Raw genomic sequence first — 17,898 nt, 5'->3', positions numbered from 1 at the left:
TCAGTATTCCGGTGACTCGACGGCGGCCATGCTGGCCGCCTGGTAGGGGAGGTGGACGTCGATCAGGGTGCCTTCACCGTGCGCGGACTCGATCCGCACATGCCCGCCGACGCTCTGTGCGCGTTCGCGCATCACGATCAGGCCGAGCCCGCGCGGACCGTCCGGGTCGAAACCCTCGCCATCATCGCGGATCTGCAGGTGCAGGCTACGCTGGCCGACGTCGCGCAATTGCAGCAGCACCTGGCTGGCGCGGGCATGGCGCAGCGCATTGGTCAGGCTCTCTTGAGCGATGCGGAAGCAGGCCTGCTCGATGCTGTTGTCGGGGCGCTGTGGCAACGGCTCGATCTCGGCCAGCAGTTCCACCGGCGATGAGCGGAACAGTACCCGTGCCTGCCAGCTCAGTGCGGCCTCCAGGCCCAGCGCATCCAGCTGTGGCGGCCGCAGCAGGGTGGAAATGTCGCGCAGCTTGGACACGGTGGTGTCGGCGAGGCTGACGATCTGCGCCAGATCCTCGCCACGCCGCTGCGCATCGTCTTCGTCCTGCGCTGCATAGGCCGACAGCTTGATCGCGGTGATGGCCTGGCCGATGTCATCGTGCAGGTCGCGCGAGATCGCACGGCGCTCGTCCTCCTGCAGGGAGAACAGGCGCCCGGCCATCGCCTGCAGCTCGCGGTTGCTGGTTTCCAGCGCGGCGCGGGTGCGCTCCGAATCGCTCAGGTCGCGCACGATCAACAGCTTGCAGTCGCGGCCACCATAGCGCACTTCGCCCACCGCCAGGCCGGCATGGAAGCTGCGGCCGTCGGCGCGCTGCATCGCCACCACGCTGCTGTGGCCAGGGCCAAGATGGGGCTGGCCGGCACGCAGCTGGGCGCGCACCCGCACCAGATCGGTGGCGGCAACCAGCGCCGACAGCGGCTCGCCGAGCAGGGTGTGGCTGCCATAGCCGAACAGGCCTGCCGCCCAGGCATTGGCATACAGCACATGCTCGTCGGAAAGGATCACCACACCATCGGGCAGCACCCGCACCAGCTCACGGAACTGCTCTTCGCGCTCACGCAGCAGGCGGCGTGACTGTTCGCGCTCGGTTACGTCCTGCAGGGTGCCGAGCACACGGTTGCGGCCGGCTTCATCAGTGCCACTGGCGGCGCGCAGGTGCACCATCAGTGCATGACCGTCCATCGCCAGCAGTGGCAGCAGCACGTCCACCTGTACAGGCTCGCCTGAGCACAGCTCGGCCAGCAGCTGCTCGGTCTGTGACGCGGTGGCCGGGTCGGCCGGCACCAGCAGTTCATCGAAACGGTGCCAGCGACGGGCTTCGGGCGGGCGTCGGCCGAGCAGGCGATAGACCTGGTTGGAATAGCGGCCCTGTCCGCTGGACGGGTCCAGCTCCCAGGCACCGATGCGGGCCAGCTCATGCGCTTCCTCGACCCGTGCCAGGGCTTGGTCGCGGCGCAGCTGCGCCAGGTCCTCGGCGGTACGGTCGATGGCGATCAACAGGCGGGCATTGTGTCCGTCGTAGCTGATCGCGTTCGAGCGCAGCTCCATCTGCCGCAGGCTGCCGTCGCGCAGCTGCAGCTGCGTACGCAGGATGCACAGCTCCTCGGGCGCCTCGCGGATCGCCTCCAGCTTGGTCTGCAGCGCCTGTTCCTGGCCCGGTGGCCACAGCGCATCGATGGTCTGCTCCAGCAGTTCATCACGTTCCCAGCCGAAGGTGCTGCAGGCGGCCGGGTTGGCATCGAGGATCGCCAAGGTATCCAGGTCGTAGACCAGGATCGGGCCGGGGTTGCCTTCGAACATCTGCCGCAGGCGCAGTTCGGAGGCCTGCTGGCGGGCATGGGTATGCAGCACGTGTTCGGCCAGCGGGCGCAGCAGCAGGTACAGCAGGCCGGCGCTGGCCAGGGCGAAGAACGAGCCCTTCAAGCCCTGCCACAACGCCGCCTGGTGCGGGTCGGGCACCAGTGCCTGTACCGCGCTGTCGGTAGCGATCATCCAGGCCAGCGCCATCGCCAGGTAGCTCAGCACCACCCGCCGCCGGTCGCGGCTCAACGCCTGCGCCATCCGCGGGTCGGGAACAGGGGCGTTGCCGGTCGGTTCTGCGGGCATGGACGGGGTGGGTGAAAGGGGCGCCGGCCATCTTACCGCGCGGGTGTGCCCTGACCACTCAATTATCCGGCGCAGGCGCCGTTAACCACTGCGTGCCCCGCTGACGGGCGTGTCATCCGGAGCAAGATCGCGTGGACCAAGGGATCATCGCCAGCCTGCTGCAGCACCCGCTTGCGTCGGCGCTGGTCATCGTCGACCGCACGGGCCGCCCGCTGGCGGCCAATCCGGCTGCGCGCGAGCATGGCCTGCCGGCCACCGTGGCTGCGTACGCGCCGATGCTGGAAGATCTGCGCCTGTTGGCGGCCGATGGTGGCATCGTGGCCTGCACGCTTCCTGGCGGCCCGCGCGGGCACTACGATGGCCACCTGCGCGCCGTGCACGATGGCGCAGGCAACTTGCTGGCCTTCACGCTGAGCATCCCCGAGCCGGTCCCGGTCGATGGTGGCGGGCGCTGGGAACTGGCCTTGGACAGTGCCGGCCACAGCTTGTGGGACTGGGACATTCCCAGCGACCGCGTAGTCCGCACACCGGCGCTGGGTGATGAAACCGCCACCGAGATACTGGCGCGCGTACACAGCGAAGACATCGGCCAGGTCCGTGTCGCGCTGGACCAGCACCTGCGTGGCCTGAGCGAGCAGTACAGCGCCCAGTTCCGGTTCCGCCAGGCCGATGGCCAATGGCGCTGGGTGCTTGATCGCGGTCGTGTGGTGGCGCGCACCGCCGACGGCCAGCCACTGCGCATGGTCGGCACGCATACCGATATCGAGCAGCAGAAACAGCTGGAAGGCCTGCTGCAGGAGCAGCAGCTGCACCTGAGCGAGGCCCAGCGCATCGCCAGCATGGGCAGCTGGTCGTTCGATCCCGATAGTGGCCTGTTCTGGTGGTCGCCGGAGCTGCGTTCGCTGCTGTCGCTGGAGCAGGGCAGCGTGCCCGGCCAGCGGCGCTGGTTGAAACAGCTGCATCCGCGCTCTCGTGGTGCGCTGCGTGCCGCCTGGCGGCGGGTATGGCGCGATGGCCGCGCAGCCAACATCGAGCTGGAACTGACTCGCGGCAACGAGCCCTCGCAGCACCTGCGGCTGTGGATGCAGCCGCTGCTGGACACCGATGGCCAGCCCAAGCGCCTGCTCGGCCAGGTGCAGAACATCACCGAGCAGCACCAGACCGACGCGTTGATCCGCTGGCGCACCGAGCTGCTCAACCGTGTCTCCGCACTGGGCCGCATCGGCGGTTGCGAGATCGAAGTGCAGACCCGGCACATGCAGTGGACCGAGGAGTGCTACCGCATCCACGGCCTGCGCAAGGAGCCGATCAGCCTGGACCAGGCACTGGCGCTGTACACCGAAGATTCGCGCAGCGCCTTCGAGGCCGCACTGGTGCGGATTGCCGGCGGTGGCCTCCCCGAGCAGCTGGACCTGTGCTTCTACCGCCAGTCCGGCCTGCGCGTGTGGGTGCAGGTGCTGATCGAGCTGGATCGCCGCGATGGCCTGCCGCCGCGCTTCGTGGTCCTGTTCCGTGACATCACCCGCGAGCGCGAGGCCAACGAGCGCATCGAGCTGCTGGCGCACTACGATCTGCTGACCGGCCTGCCCAATCGCGTGCTGCTGGGCGAGCAGACCGCTGAAGCCATCGAGGAAGCGCGCGACCGCGGCACCTCGCTGGCGATGCTGTTCATTGATCTGGACGGCTTCAAGACCATCAACGACAGCTTCGGCCACGCCACCGGTGATGCGCTGCTGAAGGCCGCGGCCACGCGCCTGCACCAGAACCTGCGCAACAACGATCTGTTCGGCCGTTTCAGTGGCGACGAGTTCATCGTGGTGTTGCGCGACCTGGCCGAGCCGGAAGACGCCGGCCACGTGGCGCGCAAGCTGATCGCTTCGCTGGCCGAGCCGCTGCGCCGTGGCGACACCACGCTGAAGGTCGGCGCCAGCGTTGGCATTGCGATGCTGGGTGACGCGCAGACTGATTTCGACTCGCTGCTGCGCGCCGCTGATGCCGCGATGTACGCGGCCAAGGAAGCCGGGCGGAATACCTACCAGTACTACAGCCAGGACGCGCTGGCGCGTATCCAGCGTCGGCTCGAGCTCGAGCACGCGCTGCATGGCGCGATCGAACGCGAAGAGTTCAGCCTGGCCTACCAGCCGCTGCTGCATGCGCATCATGGCGAACCGCCGGCGATCGAGGCACTGTTGCGCTGGCATCGGCCCGGCATCGGCTACTGCAGCCCGGCCGAATTCATTCCGATTGCAGAGAAGTGCGGCGAGATCGTGCGCATCGGCGACTGGGTGCTGAACGAAGCCTGCCGGCAGGCAATCGCCTGGGACCGGGCTGGCCTGTGTTTTGACCGCATCGCAGTCAATGTGTCGGCAGTGCAGCTGCGTGATCGCGGTTTTGCTGAGCGGGTGATCGAGATCTGCCACGCCCACGGCTGGCCGCCGCAGCGGCTGGAGCTCGAGCTGACCGAGTCGGCGTTGATCCGTGACACCGACATTCTGCGGCATTGCTTCGACGTGCTGGAACGGCATGGCGTGCCATTGGCGGTGGATGACTTTGGTACCGGCTTCTCCAATCTGAACTACCTCAACCGTTTCCCGGTGGGGCGCCTGAAGATCGACCGCAGTTTCGTGCAGGGCATGCTGCATGACTCGGGCACGGCCGAAGTGACCCAGGCCATCGTGCACCTGGGTCACGCACTGGGCATGAAGGTAGTGGCCGAGGGCGTGGAAACACACCAGGAAGAAGACATGCTGCGCCGCCAGGGCTGCGACGAGATCCAGGGCTACCTGTACTCGCGCCCGCTCAGCCCGCGCGACCTGGCGCAATGGTTGCGACAGCAGCACGCCGCGCCAGGGCGCACCGATGCTGCCAGCGAGGCCGTGCTGGCACGCTGAGGGTAGCGCCGGGCCATGCCCGGCGGGATCGCCGCACGCCGACGCACCGCTCTGGTAGGTGTCGACCTTGGTCGACACGAATGCCTGCGCTCGCGATCATCCACGCACAGCGTGGATCTACTGACGGCGCCGGCTCTGGTGGGTGCCGACCGTTGGTCGGCACTGATGCCTGCGCTCGCGATCATCCACGCACAGCGTGGATCTACTGACGGCGCCGGCTCTGGTGGGTGCCGACCGTTGGTCGGCACTGATGCCTGTGCTCGCGATCATCCACGCACAGCGTGGATCTACTGCAGCTTGGTAACCATTCGCTGCGGAAATTCGGAGCGAATTCGTGCGCGCACTGCTTCCACCACATGTGCATAGCGTCGGCGCTGGATGAAATAGCCCATGTAGAACAGCAGCAGCGCCACCAGCATCGGCGACGCAGCTGGCCGGATGAGGATGATCGGCACCAGCATCAGTGTCAGGCCCAGCGCGAACCAGCTGCACCGCCCGACCACCCGCACCTCCCTGCGTCGGACGTCGATCACCACCCGCCCGCGCATCAGCGGAAAGTAGCGACCGCCAAAGCTCGGTGTGAAGCTCTCGCGAAAGGCGATACTGCCGTCCGGCAGCGCGCGGAACACCAGGCGCAGCCAGGCATCGGCCGGCAGATCATGCTCCAACCCAGCCAGCGAAAGCTGCGCCAGCTCTGCCGGCGTAGCGGCGATGCGCTGATTGAACAGGACGATGCCGGTGCGGAAGAAGAACGGCGCCCACAGCACCAGCAGCAGGACTTCGATCAGCAGCAATGCAATCAGGGCGATGGCCATCGGTCTTCCATGAACGGGACCGGCGCATCATGTCACAGCGGCTGCGGAGACTGCGGATGCCGCCTTTTCAATGGATCCACGCCCTGCGTGGATGATGTCAGGACTGTTCGCAGCACTGTGGCGCGCACGTCCGAAGAAGCGCAGAGAGCCAGCAGTCCCTCTGGTTCAATCCTCTTCCACCAGATCGCTGAGATCCAGAATCTGCGGATCAACACTGTGCGCGACGATGCTTCGGATCATTCCGGGTCTGGGCCGAAGTGAATAGGCTCGCATCGTGTGGATGGGATTGAACTCCAGCCACGGGCAGGATGAGTGCCCCACGATAACCGGCATCATGCGACGACACCCCGTGTCCAGCCGTAGGTGGCATGGGCGGATCATGCCATGGGTTTGGAGGGGGTGGTGGTGAAGGCCATCCACGCATGACGTGGATCTACTGCAGGGCTTCGCCGTCCAGGCCCAGATCCCACGCCAGACCCAGCAGCGCGTCGTCCGCCCGTGACGGGCCAGGACGCGCATCGGCCAGCTGCTGCAGTTCGCGGATCTCTTCGCGGGCCACGTCTTCCAGCTGCTGCAGCTGCTCACGCACGCTCGCGTTGCGCGGGCGGTCGTTGTCGGCCAGAGAGGGCAGGGCGCGGATAACGGTCATGGTGCGCGTAGAGGATGCATCCAACGGCGGGTTACAGGCAAAGGCCCCGGACGAACCGGGGCCTTGCGGGCTGCCGGCAGCGGCAGCGGCAGCGGACATCAGGATCAGAACAGCTCGACGGTGCCAGCGCCCATGCTCTGCTGGGCGACCGGCTTGTGCGGCGGGCGTTCCCATTCGCTGCGCAGTTCACGAAGGCGGCTGCCGGTGCGCTGCAGGGCGGTGGCGATCTCTTCGTCGAACACGCCGCCATTGCGGTGCAGCAGTTCCTGCAGGGCCACCGCTTCGCGGTTGATCGCGGTCAGGCGGTCCAGGTGGGTGTGCACGCCGCCCAGCGCCTGGGTGGCGATGTCTTCGAACTGCAGGGCGCGGACGGCTTCGGCCACGCTGCCATCGATCGAACGGGCGCAATCGGATACTTCGCGCATGCCATCGCCCAGCGACGCGTTGATCTGCGCCACGTTATCGAGCATCGCCGCCGCTTCCTGACGCGCTTCACGGGAGCGGTCCATGTCACGCGAGGCCATGTGCGAAACCGTCTCGCGGACCTTGGCGATGGCGTCCTTGGAGCTGTGCGCCAGCTTGCGGATCTGCTCGTTGAACGTGGTCGAGCGCTCGGACAGGTTGCGCACTTCGTCGGCGACCACCGCGAAGCCACGACCGGCTTCACCGGCACGCGCGGCTTCGATGGCGGCATTCAGGGCCAGCAGGTTGGTCTGGTCGGCGATCGACTTGACGTCTTCCAGCAGCGCGAAGATGCCATCCAGGTGCTGCGCCATCTGGTCGATGTGCTGCACGGTGGTGCTGCTCTGGCCGCTCACCTGTTCCAGCGCTTCCACCAGCTGTTCCATGCGGTTGCTGGCGTGCTGGGCAAAACGGGCAACGTCGAGGCCGGCGCTGCCTTCGTCACCGGCGCGGTCGACGATGCGCGACAGGGCCTGGCTCTGCTGGCGCGACTTGCGGTTCATCGCATCGAAGCTGCCACCCAGGCTGGAGACGGCTTGGCGGATCAGGTCGCGGGCGCGTTCCACTTCGCCACGTGAACCGTCGATCTCGTTGCCGACGAAGTTGCGCAGCTCGGTCAACAGCTGGTCCTGCTCGCGCAGGACACGGGCGTGTTCCGGGGAGCGGTGCGCCTGGGCGCGGGTGGTCCACCACGCAAAGCCGAGCCAGCTCAGCGTCATCGTGGTCAGGATCGCCCAGCGCAGGGCGGCCGGCCATTCGAAACCGATGGCGAAGGGGAGCAGCAGGGTCAGAGCCAGGGGGGCGGCCAGACGGATGAAAATGCGTGAGTACATGGACGTTCTCGGGAGGTGCACGGAGGATGTATCGGCCGTACCCCCTTTCTCTTTAACGTCGATATGCCTCGAAGTGCATTCTGAATGCGCCGGTTTTCCGGCGCTGCCGGGGGCGTTCGGGGTCAGGGCTCTTGCCGAGCCGGAAAGGGATCCGCCCCCACACCCTCACGCCAGCTGGCGGTCCACAGCCTCGATCATCGCCTTGCGGCTGAACAGGAAGTCCCAGTAGCTGCCGCCCAGCTGGCGCCAGAGCACCGCAGAGCGCACGGCGGCCAGCAGCAGGGCGCGGATCTCGGCGACCACGCCGGCCTGGCCCAGGTAGTGCGGATTGCCCTGGACCATCACCCGCGGCTTGAGGTGGCTGATGGTGTCGGCGTACAGGCCGCCCAGGTTGGCCAGTACGTCCGGGTGACCGCTGTCGCCCAGTTCGGCGGCCTGGCGCTGGGCGCGCTCGATGCCCGAGGCGACCTTGTTCACGGTCTCGCCTTCCTGCACGAAGCGGCGCTCCAGCTGCAGCACTGACAAGGCCAGCTTGGGCAGGATCGGGTCCTGGCCCTGGCTGCGGAAGTAGTTGTGCAGCAGGCGCAGGCCGGCCTTCAGCGCATGACGGTCACCGAACACCTCCTGCGGCGAGGACGCATCGACGCGGAACACGCTCTCCACGGCAGTGCGAACGGCGGCGGCGTCGGAATGGCCGGTATCGGCGATACGGCGTACCTGCTGCAGGGCCTGGGCAATGCCGGCCAAAGCCAGAACGCGGTCGTCGACAGTGAAACTCATGCAGCGATTACCTCAAAAGGAGAAGGGGTGGTGCGCAGGCGCTGTTCCAGCGGCGCATCGGTGGCGGCGATCACCGCGCCACCCAGGCACACGTCGCCGTCATACAGCACCAGCGACTGACCGGGGGTGACGGCGCGCTGTGGGCGCGCGAAGGTGACCAGTACGCTGCCATCGTCCAGCACCTCGACCGTACACGGCTCGTCGGGCTGGCGGTAGCGGGTCTGCGCGGTGCACTCGAAGCGCCGTGCCGGCGGCGCGCCGGCAATCCAGTGCGCGGTCTCCGAGCGCAGGCGGTTGGACAGCATCCACGTGCTGTCGCGATCCTGGTCGACGTACAGCACGTTGCTGGCCACGTCCTTGCCGACCACGTACCACGGCGCCGCAGGGCGGCCACGCACGCCGCCGATGTTCAGGCCCTCGCGCTGGCCCAGGGTGAAATAGAACACGCCTGGATGCTCGGCAATCACGCTGCCGTCGGCCGGGTCGAGGATCTGCCCGGGCTTGGCCGGCAGGTAGCGGCCAAGGAACTCGCGGAAGTCGCGCTCGCCGATGAAGCAGATGCCGGTAGAGTCCTTCTTGGCGTGGGTCGGCAGGCTGACGTCACGCGCGATCCGGCGCAGGTCGGTCTTTTCCAGGTCGCCGATCGGGAACAGGGTCGCTGCCAGCTGCTGCTGGCCCAACTGGTGCAGGAAGTAGCTCTGGTCCTTGGAGCGGTCGGCGCCGCGCAGCAGCAGCCACTGGTGGCCGCGCTGGGCCACCCGCGCGTAGTGGCCAGTGGCGATGCGCTCGGCGCCCAGCTCGCGGGCGGCATCCAGGAAGTGCTTGAATTTCACCTCGCGGTTGCACAGCACGTCCGGGTTCGGGGTGCGGCCGGCGGCATACTCGGCCAGGAAGTGCTCGAACACGCCCTGCCAGTATTCGTTGGAGAAATCGCGGAAGTGGAACGGAATGCCGAGCAGGCCACACACGGCCACCGCATCACGGCGGTCGTCCTCGGCGCGGCACTCGCCGCTGCCGTCGTCGGCCCAGTTCTGCATGAACAGGCCGGCCACGGCTTCGCCCTGCTGCACCAGCCGCCAGGCAGCGACCGAGGAATCGACGCCACCAGAGACGCCGACCATTACGCGCGGAGTGCTCATGCGACCTCCCGGACCAACGAAAGCGGATGGCGCTGGCCGCCCAGGTAGTCGGCCACCACCTGCCAGACCAGCGGGCTGCGCAGGCGCTCGCCGGCGGCCTGCAGCTCGTCCGGCGCCAGCCACAGCGCACGGTCGATGCCGGTGTCCAGCGGCTGCGCTGGGTCGTGCGAGACCGGGCGCGCCGCATAACAGAAGCGCAGGAAGGTGGTGCCGTCGCCGGCGGTCCATTGGTAGCAGCCGATGAAATGGGTCAGCTGTACGGTCCAGCCGGTTTCCTCGCGGGTCTCGCGCAGTGCCGCCTCGGCCAGGCTTTCGCCCGGCTCGAGGTGGCCGGCCGGCTGGTTCAGCACCGCGCGGCCGTCGATGGTTTCTTCAACCAGCAGCACGCGGCCGCCGTCAACCACCACGGTGGCGACGGTGGCGTGCGGTGCCCAGCGCGGGTCCGGCGTAGCGTTCAACTCAGAACTCGTCCTTCTTGGTCAGTTCCAGCTCCATCGCATCGGCGGTACGGATGGCCGCATCGATGGCGTCGCTGAGCTGGTCCGCCGTGGCATCGGCGTCGATCTTCACGACGAACATCGCCGTGGTGTCCTGCTTCACCCAGCCGCCCATCTTGGCGTCCTGCGAATCTTCCAGCAGGCGGTTGGCCACGGCTACCGGGAACTGCTTGGTCTTGGCGTTGTAGGCCGGCGACCAGATCTCGCGGATGTTGTGGGTGCCGAAATCTTCCACCGACGAGCGAACGTAGACCATCTGGGTGCGATCGCCTTCGACATCGAACACCAGGCGGTAGTCGCCGTCTTCGTCGACCTCGTAGTTGTAACCCAGCTTGTCCAGGTGGCGGGCCACGGCCTTGTCGCCCTCCGGCGCAGCAGCGGCAGAGCCGGCGGCAGCCAGGGCGACCAGCAGGGCGGGGAGAAGTGTCCTTTTCATGAAGATCCTGTGAAACAGTATTGAGAGAGGGTGCAATTGTGACGGCGGCCGTGCGTGCCGTCCAATCTGCGGCGGGCCCACGCGGGCCCGCTCGAGCCTCTATAATGGGCAGATGCCCCGCGAGTCTTCCCCCGATTCCCATCACGAGCACGGCGTTGCCGTGGAACCCGCGCGCCCGGAAGTGGCGCCGCCGCCGTTCTACCAGGTGATGCTGCTCAACGACGACTACACCCCGATGGATTTCGTGGTGGACGTGCTGCAGCAGTTCTTCACCATGGACCTGGACAAGGCCACGCAGGTGATGCTGCACGTCCACACCCGCGGCCGCGGCGTATGCGGAGTGTTCACCCGTGAAGTGGCCGAGACCAAGGTCGCCCAGGTCAACGAGTACTCGCGCATGAACCAGCACCCGCTGCTGTGCACGATGGAAAAGGCCTGACCGGCTGCCGATTCTGGTCCGGGCACATCGATCCCGGACACGGCGTGCCCACCAAGGTGGGCACCTACCAGGCGCGGAGGTCACCCCTCCGCCAACGCCTCCAGCGCCATCCGCGCCACCGCGTCGTCGATATCGGCGGTGTCCCCGTCATCCCGGAACCACACCGCTGACAGCCCCGCGCTGGCTGCGATCCAGCGCAGCAGCCTGTGCCGCTCGATCCCCGCCAGCGCAGTGACCTGCTCCACCCGGGCGGCAAACCGCTCGGGCTGTGTCGCAACGTGGATGTCCGGTCCGCACAGGTCCGGGTTGCTGAAGAGCGTCGTGTAATCGAACGCGCGGTCGCCGATCAGTCGCTTCGGGTCGATCGCCAACCAGCCGCGCGCGCCGAAATCGAGCACGTTGTCGTGGTGCAGGTCGCCGTGCAGCGGTCGGATTTCCTGTTCCTCCTGCAACAATGCCGCCGCCAGTGATCCGCACTGTTCCAGCAGTGATGGCAGCGCCGCCCTTGGCTGCAGCAGGTCCGCGAACCATGTACGCAGGCAGACCAGTTCCGCTGGCGGTGCGCTCCGTGGCCGGTGCAGCCGTTGCAGGACCTGGCACAGGATCGTGGTGCAGGTGTCATCGTCGCCCTCGATCGAGCGCTGCCGCAGCGAGTCGCCGCCGGCACGTTCGATCAGGATCGCCGGGCCCTCGTGGGCCAGCAGCCGGGCGGAACCGTCGCCGTCCCACCAACGCAGCAGGCGGTGGCTGTTCTGCTCCTCGGTTTCGCTGCTGATCTTCAGCATCGCTGGCTGGCCGGCGATGGTCAGTACCGGCCAGAGCTGGGCATGGGGCGTCTCGATGGCCGCGCCATCACGCCGCAATCGCCAGCGGCTCAGGTAGGGTTCGCTCATGCTGGGTGGGCTGTCCTGGAGTGAATGAAGATCAAGCGATCCATACTGCTAACGCCATCTGAACGCAGCAATCCGCTAGGGTGATGGAAATCGCGTAGTCAGGCCGCATATTGTCCCCATCTGCCGCCGGAGTAATCCATGTTCAGCAAAGACCTCGAACACACCATCGGCCAGTGCTACAAGCGCGCCCGTGAGGCCCGGCATGAATTCATGACGGTCGAACACCTGCTGTTGGCACTGCTCGACAACCCGTCCGCCCAGGCCGTACTGAAGGCATGTGGCGCCGACGCCGAACGCCTGCGCCAGGAGCTGGAGCAGGCCATCGAGGCCTCCGTGTCCCGTCTGGCCGAAGATGACGGCCGCGATACCCAGCCGACCCTGGGCTTCCAGCGCGTGCTGCAGCGGGCCGTCTACCACGTTCAGTCCTCTGGCAAGAAGGAGGTCACCGGCGCCAACGTGCTGGTCGCCATCTTCGGCGAAAAGGACTCCCACGCCGTCTATTACCTCAACCAGCAGGACGTCACCCGGCTGGATGTGGTCAATTACCTGTCCCACGGCATTGCCAAGCTGGGCGAGGAGGGCGAGCAGCCGTCCTCTTCCTCCGAGGGCGAGAGCCGCATCGAAGGCGGGGAGGGTGAGCCGAAGGGCGATGCCCTGACCGAATTCGCCAGCAACCTCAACGAACAGGCCCGCGCCGGTCGCATCGACCCGCTGGTCGGCCGTGCCGACGAGATCGAGCGCACCATCCAGGTGCTGTGCCGCCGCCGCAAGAACAACCCGCTGTACGTGGGCGAGGCCGGGGTCGGCAAGACCGCCATCGCCGAGGGCCTGGCCCGCCGCATCGTTGAAGGTTCGGTGCCGGAGGTGCTGTCGGACGCGGTGATCTACTCGCTCGACCTCGGTGCGCTGGTGGCCGGCACCAAGTACCGCGGTGATTTCGAGAAGCGCCTGAAGGGCGTGCTGACCGCGCTGAAGAAGGTGCCCAACGCGGTACTGTTCATCGACGAGATCCACACCATCATCGGTGCCGGCTCGGCCTCGGGCGGCACCATGGATGCGTCCAACCTGATCAAGCCGGCACTGGCTTCAGGTGAGCTGCGCTGCATCGGCTCGACCACCTTCCAGGAGTACCGCGGCATCTTCGAGAAGGACCGGGCGCTGGCGCGCCGCTTCCAGAAGATCGACATCGTCGAGCCGACCGTCGGCGAGACCTACGAGATCCTGCAGGGCCTCAAGTCCAAGTATGAGCTGCACCACGGCGTGACGTATTCCGACGAGGCGCTGCAGGCGGCGGTGGATCTGTCGGTCAAGCACATCGGCGACCGTCTGCTGCCGGACAAGGCCATCGACGTGATCGACGAGGCGGGTGCCCGCCAGCGCCTGCTGCCGGAAGGCCAGCGCAAGGAGCTGATCGACGTCGAGGAAGTGGAAGCGATCGTCGCCAAGATGGCGCGTATTCCGGCCAAGCAGGTCAGCGCCACCGACAAGGATGTGCTGCAGCACCTGGAGCGCAACCTGAAGATGGTGATCTTCGGCCAGGATCCGGCCATCGATACGCTGGCGTCGGCGATCAAGCTGGCCCGTTCCGGGCTGGGCAATCCGGAAAAGCCGATCGGCAACTTCCTGTTCGCCGGCCCCACCGGCGTGGGCAAGACCGAGGTGACCAAGCAGCTGGCGCTGCAGCTGGGCATCGAGCTGGTCCGTTTCGACATGTCCGAGTACATGGAGCCGCACTCGATCAGCCGCCTGATTGGTGCGCCTCCGGGCTATGTCGGCTTCGACCAGGGCGGCCTGTTGACCGAGAAGATCGTCAAGACCCCGCACTGCGTGCTGCTGCTGGATGAGATCGAGAAGGCGCACCCGGACATCTTCAACATCCTGTTGCAGGTGATGGACCGCGGCGTGCTGACCGATACCAACGGTCGTGAAGCCAACTTCAAGAACGTGGTGCTGGTGATGACCACCAATGCCGGCGCGGCGCAGGCCTCGCGGCGCTCGATCGGCTTCACCAAGCAGGACCATGCCACCGACGCGATGGAGACCATCCGCCGCAGCTTCACCCCGGAGTTCCGCAACCGCCTTGACGCGGTGGTGCAGTTCCAGGCGTTGGGCTTCGAGCACATCCTGCGCGTGGTCGACAAGTTCCTGATCGAGCTGGAGATGCTGTTGCAGGACAAGCACGTCAGCCTGTCGGCCACCCCGACCGCGCGCGACTGGCTGGCCCACCATGGTTTCGATCCGTTGATGGGTGCCCGCCCGATGGCCCGCGTGATCCAGGACAAGATCAAGCGCCCACTGGCCGACGAGTTGTTGTTCGGCAAGCTGGTCAACGGCGGCAGGGTCAGCATCGATGTCCGCGACGACGAGCTGGTGGTCGAGACACAGGCCGAGCCGGAGCGGTTGTTGCCGGTGACGGTGGAGTAAGGCGGCGCCGGATCGATTCCGGGTGCGGTTGGAAAACAAGGGCGGCTCCGGCCGCCCTTGTTGCGTATCAGCCCTTCAACGTCCCTGCTGGGCCAGGCGCTTGAAGGTTGCCGCATCGACCCGCTCGATCCGGGTCACAGCGCAGTGGTTGCTGTCGGTCTGTAGTGTGCTGCGGGCGTCACCGCAGATCTGTTCGGGCGTGTTCGGCGTGAAGAAGACGTAACTGGCCGAGGCGGCGGCGCCAAGGCAGCGCTTCTGCAGGTGGACTCGATAGTGGTTGTTGCCGTCGCGCAGCAGCACTTCGCGTTCCGTACTGGAGGGGCGGATGTCGCGATTGGTGCTAAGGGCGATGCACTCGGCCGTGGTGGAGGGTTTGGCGGGTTCGGCGGCGGGCGCCGACAGGGGGGGGCTGACCAGCAGAACTGCCGACAGCAGGACGTGCGGGAGCAGGGCGTTCATGATCGGGCGAGAGTGGCGATCCGGACTGGATCGGATCCCACGATGCCGCGGTCGCTGCACATGCGAATCTGCCTCAAGCGGGGCTGACCGACGCCACGGTGTGGTCGGTCACAATGACCTATGGCGACTCACGCGGCGATCGAGCGGAACCCTTGCTGGCGCCCCTGGTCGCCACCGTCCTCGATGACGAAGGCAACTGCCTCGTGCGGGATGTGCAGGCGCTGCTTCAGGGTGCCGCCCATGTGCGGGATCTCGCGCTGTACGGCCAGGTAAAGCGGATGCGAGGCATCCATGCTGGTGCAGACCAGGCAGGGCTGGCCGAACCAGGTGCCGTCCGGGCCCTTGCTGGCATAGCAGCGGCTGGTGACGGACTGTGGATCCAGGACGATCAGGTAGGTCATGCACGCAACGCCATCTGTGAAGAACGCATTGAGCCTAGATCGCCTGTGCAGCGCCGGATCTCAGACAAGGTCGAAAAGCGAGTGATATCGAGAATCGCCACTTTGTTGCGCGCACGACAAAGGGCCAGCAGCAAGGCCGGCCCTGTCGGAGTGGCGCCAAGCGCCGACCGCTTACTTCATGCGGTAGGTGATACGACCCTTGGTCAGGTCGTACGGGGTCATTTCAACCTTGACCCGGTCACCGGTGAGGATGCGGATGTAGTTCTTGCGCATGCGACCGGAGATATGGGCGATGATTTCGTGCCCATTTTCCAGACGAACGCGGAAAGTGGTGTTCGGCAGCGTCTCGCTGACGGTGCCCTCGAACTCGATGGAATCGTCTTTCGACATGTAGTCCTGTGCGGTTCAGAAAACGGCCACGCTGGGCCTAAGGCGCGGTATTTTACGCGTGATGGGCCCAGCTTGCAAAGTTTGTGTTAACCCCCGGCCAAATGCCGTGCCGGCAAACGCCCCACAGCCTGGGTCCAGGGGCCTTCACGGCCATCCTGATGGACGGCCTGGCGCACGTGATCGAGGAATTCCGCGCGTGGCAGGTGTTCGGCACCCATCCGCAGCAGGTGCGGATTTTCGACCTGGGCATCAATCAGTTGCCAGCCCCAGTCGCGCAGGGTGGTCGCCAATGCGGCCAGGGCGATCTTGGAGCCGCCACTGGCGCCGCTGAACATGCTCTCGCCGAAAAACATGGCGCCGATCGCGACGCCATAGATGCCGCCGACCAGGGTCTGCCGGTCCCAGACTTCGAAGGAGTGGGCAAAGCCAAGGTCATGCAGCTGGCTGTAAGCCTCGACCATCGCCGGGCTGATCCAGGTGCCGTCCTGGCCGGGGCGTGGCGCTGCGGCGCAGGCGCGCATCACCCGGCCGAAGGCGGTGTCGACGGTGATCTCCCACGTGCTGCTGCGCAACTGGCGGCGGAAGCGGCTGGACAGATGCACGCCATCGGTACGGAACACCATGCGCGGGTCCGGCGACCACCACAGGATCGGCTCGCCCTCGCTGAACCACGGAAAGATGCCGCCGGCATAGGCGTTGAGCAGGCGCACCGGGTGCAGGTCGCCGCCCACCGCCAGCAGGCCATCGGGCTGGCGCAGTGCGGTCTCGGCCGGAGGGAAGGGGGCGTCCGGCGTATCGGCCAGGCGCCAGGGCAGCTGGCGGGTCATGCCGTCATTGTATTCGTCGTGGCGATCGGTGATGTCTGGCACCATCAGCGTCCTACGGCAAGGAGCCCACGCATGAGCGACGCGATCACCGCCATCCTCGATGTGCACGACACCCCGCGCACGCGCAATGACAGCCAGAGCATGCTGCTGATGCTGGCCACTGAGCAGCCGCGCCAGCTCGGTGTGTTGATGCTGCAGGCACTGGCGCGACGCTCGCCGGGCTCAGCCTTCCTCGACATGGCGCTGGACCTGCTGCCGGACGATGCAGTGCCCGCAGTCGTGGCCGAAGCATGGCGTCGTTATCGTGATGGCGAGCGCGGCGAGCTGCTGGCCAGCGTGATGGAGTTCGCCAGCTATCAGGCGCCACAGCTGCTGCAGGACGACTGGGAGGCATTGCTGGCGATCGCCAGTGAGGATGAGCTGCAGCTGGCTTCACAGGTATGGCAGGGCCTGCCTTCTGCCACTGCCGCACAGTGGGCGCAGATCCTGGCTGAAGCCGATGACGATCGCGAAATGGCGCGGGCCCGGGCGCTGCTGCTCGCCGCCCAGCCCGAGACCTACGCCATTGCTCGCGGCTACGTGGTCGACTGGGGGCGATTGGATGCCGAGGTCTGGGCGCACTGGGCCGGCGTTGCCGACGGACCGCAGCCGCGGCGCCTGCATGGGGAGCGGCCGCTGCACCTCCGCTTCGGTCGCGAGCAGCATCGCGCGCAGCAGGCGGACGAGCCGAGCTGGCGCAAACGGATCTGGCGCCTGCACCCGACCTGGAATGGTGGCCAGGTGCATCACGCCGGCCGCATGGGTGGGCCGTTGGAAGCATTGTGCGGTGGTTGTCACGCGCCGCTGCAGCGGCTGCTGCAGACCGATGCTGCTGCGCTGCAGCCGGGCGCGTCCGGTGAGGTCACGCTTGGCCTGTGCCTGGATTGTTGTGGATGGGAGGAACCGCCCGTGCGCTTCTATCGCCACGATGCCGCGGGCCAGCCCGGCCGCCACCCCAGCCAGTACCTCGAGGTGCCGAGCACCCCCACCGACAGCGGCGACCTGATGCAGGCCGAGGTGGGTCTGGTCGCCATGGACAGTGCGCGCTGGCAACAACAGGACTGGGGCCAGTCCAACCATCGACAGAACCTGTCGCGCGTGGGCGGCGCGCCGAGCTGGGTGCAGAGTGCCTGGTACCCGGCGTGCATCGATTGTGGCGAAGAGATGCCGTTCGTGATGCAGCTGGATTCGACACTGCCGACCACGGGTGAGGGCACGCTGCTGTGGGGCAGCGGCGGCATGCTCTATACGTTCTGGTGTGCAAAGTGCCGGGTGAGCGGGCACTTCTGGCAGTGCACCTGAGTACAGTGTCCTCGCCACCGCTCTGGCAGGCGCCAGATGGACGCGCGCGGCTCTCGCTATCGCTCCGGTAGGTGCTCACCTTGGTTGGCACGCTTTTTGGCGCAGCCTATTGCCCCGGT

At 66.8% G+C, this 17,898-nt stretch carries 17 protein-coding genes; 4 read left to right on the top strand and 13 right to left on the bottom strand.

Going from position 1 to position 17,898, the window contains the following annotated elements:
• Positions 1 to 2,103, bottom strand: coding sequence for a sensor histidine kinase (locus tag AC0Z6F_RS09210; RefSeq protein WP_197581027.1), 2,103 nt, complete (start codon positions 2,101 to 2,103; stop codon positions 1 to 3).
• A 131-nt stretch (positions 2,104 to 2,234) separates the two neighbouring features.
• Between AC0Z6F_RS09210 and AC0Z6F_RS09205 the strand changes: the two genes are divergently transcribed.
• The gene (locus tag AC0Z6F_RS09205) at positions 2,235 to 4,994 is read left to right on the top strand and encodes a bifunctional diguanylate cyclase/phosphodiesterase (RefSeq protein ID WP_006366334.1); all 2,760 of its coding nucleotides are present in this window, start codon (positions 2,235 to 2,237) and stop codon (positions 4,992 to 4,994) included.
• Between the two features lie 287 nt (positions 4,995 to 5,281).
• Here AC0Z6F_RS09205 and AC0Z6F_RS09200 read toward each other — a convergent pair whose 3' ends face one another.
• From AC0Z6F_RS09200 to AC0Z6F_RS09170, 7 genes are all read right to left on the bottom strand, one after another.
• Positions 5,282 to 5,788, bottom strand: a complete 507-nt coding sequence (locus AC0Z6F_RS09200) for a hypothetical protein (RefSeq protein ID WP_485617112.1) — start codon at positions 5,786 to 5,788, stop codon at positions 5,282 to 5,284.
• A gap of 454 nt (positions 5,789 to 6,242) precedes the next feature.
• Positions 6,243 to 6,458 (bottom strand): hypothetical protein, encoded by a 216-nt coding sequence (locus AC0Z6F_RS09195; RefSeq protein WP_041864514.1) that lies wholly within the window; start codon positions 6,456 to 6,458, stop codon positions 6,243 to 6,245.
• A gap of 104 nt (positions 6,459 to 6,562) precedes the next feature.
• Positions 6,563 to 7,753, bottom strand: coding sequence for a methyl-accepting chemotaxis protein (locus tag AC0Z6F_RS09190; RefSeq protein WP_012510994.1), 1,191 nt, complete (start codon positions 7,751 to 7,753; stop codon positions 6,563 to 6,565).
• A gap of 165 nt (positions 7,754 to 7,918) precedes the next feature.
• Complete coding sequence (gene hflD / locus AC0Z6F_RS09185) at positions 7,919 to 8,533, bottom strand: high frequency lysogenization protein HflD (protein WP_006366435.1); 615 nt, start codon at positions 8,531 to 8,533, stop codon at positions 7,919 to 7,921.
• Complete coding sequence (gene mnmA / locus AC0Z6F_RS09180; RefSeq protein ID WP_012510995.1) at positions 8,530 to 9,672, bottom strand: tRNA 2-thiouridine(34) synthase MnmA; 1,143 nt, start codon at positions 9,670 to 9,672, stop codon at positions 8,530 to 8,532. Before mnmA ends, hflD begins: the two co-directional genes overlap by 4 nt.
• Positions 9,669 to 10,130, bottom strand: coding sequence for an NUDIX hydrolase (locus tag AC0Z6F_RS09175; RefSeq protein ID WP_012510996.1), 462 nt, complete (start codon positions 10,128 to 10,130; stop codon positions 9,669 to 9,671). Before AC0Z6F_RS09175 ends, mnmA begins: the two co-directional genes overlap by 4 nt.
• Position 10,131: 1 nt before the next feature.
• Entirely contained in the window at positions 10,132 to 10,605 is a 474-nt protein-coding gene (locus AC0Z6F_RS09170; RefSeq protein ID WP_006366498.1) for a hypothetical protein, read from the bottom strand.
• Between the two features lie 112 nt (positions 10,606 to 10,717).
• On the opposite strand from AC0Z6F_RS09170, the gene clpS reads away from it, so the two are divergent.
• The gene (gene clpS, locus AC0Z6F_RS09165; protein ID WP_006366596.1) at positions 10,718 to 11,044 is read left to right on the top strand and encodes an ATP-dependent Clp protease adapter ClpS; all 327 of its coding nucleotides are present in this window, start codon (positions 10,718 to 10,720) and stop codon (positions 11,042 to 11,044) included.
• Positions 11,045 to 11,124: 80 nt separating this feature from the next.
• Here clpS and AC0Z6F_RS09160 read toward each other — a convergent pair whose 3' ends face one another.
• Positions 11,125 to 11,937, bottom strand: a complete 813-nt coding sequence (locus tag AC0Z6F_RS09160) for an APH(6) family putative aminoglycoside O-phosphotransferase (RefSeq protein ID WP_100434600.1) — start codon at positions 11,935 to 11,937, stop codon at positions 11,125 to 11,127.
• 138 nt (positions 11,938 to 12,075) lie between these two features.
• Between AC0Z6F_RS09160 and clpA the strand changes: the two genes are divergently transcribed.
• Positions 12,076 to 14,361, top strand: coding sequence for an ATP-dependent Clp protease ATP-binding subunit ClpA (gene clpA, locus AC0Z6F_RS09155; protein ID WP_006366657.1), 2,286 nt, complete (start codon positions 12,076 to 12,078; stop codon positions 14,359 to 14,361).
• 75 nt (positions 14,362 to 14,436) lie between these two features.
• On the opposite strand, the gene AC0Z6F_RS09150 is transcribed toward clpA, so the two are convergent.
• The 4 genes from AC0Z6F_RS09150 to aat all read right to left on the bottom strand — a co-directional run bounded on the left by AC0Z6F_RS09150 (position 14,437) and on the right by aat (position 16,438).
• Complete coding sequence (locus AC0Z6F_RS09150) at positions 14,437 to 14,820, bottom strand: hypothetical protein (RefSeq protein ID WP_012510998.1); 384 nt, start codon at positions 14,818 to 14,820, stop codon at positions 14,437 to 14,439.
• Positions 14,821 to 14,948: 128 nt separating this feature from the next.
• Positions 14,949 to 15,221, bottom strand: coding sequence for a hypothetical protein (locus AC0Z6F_RS09145; RefSeq protein ID WP_006366661.1), 273 nt, complete (start codon positions 15,219 to 15,221; stop codon positions 14,949 to 14,951).
• A gap of 171 nt (positions 15,222 to 15,392) precedes the next feature.
• The gene (infA, locus tag AC0Z6F_RS09140; protein WP_005409596.1) at positions 15,393 to 15,611 is read right to left on the bottom strand and encodes a translation initiation factor IF-1; all 219 of its coding nucleotides are present in this window, start codon (positions 15,609 to 15,611) and stop codon (positions 15,393 to 15,395) included.
• A gap of 86 nt (positions 15,612 to 15,697) precedes the next feature.
• The gene (gene aat, locus AC0Z6F_RS09135) at positions 15,698 to 16,438 is read right to left on the bottom strand and encodes a leucyl/phenylalanyl-tRNA--protein transferase (RefSeq protein WP_485617125.1); all 741 of its coding nucleotides are present in this window, start codon (positions 16,436 to 16,438) and stop codon (positions 15,698 to 15,700) included.
• A 72-nt stretch (positions 16,439 to 16,510) separates the two neighbouring features.
• Between aat and AC0Z6F_RS09130 the strand changes: the two genes are divergently transcribed.
• A complete protein-coding gene (locus AC0Z6F_RS09130) occupies positions 16,511 to 17,779 on the top strand; it encodes a hypothetical protein (RefSeq protein WP_485617111.1) in 1,269 nt (422 codons plus the stop codon).
• Positions 17,780 to 17,898: the final 119 nt, after the last annotated feature.

The sequence above is a fragment of the Stenotrophomonas sp. 1L-E-5-B-C3 genome, from assembly GCF_057292075.1.
Note: the sequence above shows the minus strand (reverse complement) of the source record. Positions and strands in the feature narration are given on the sequence as shown.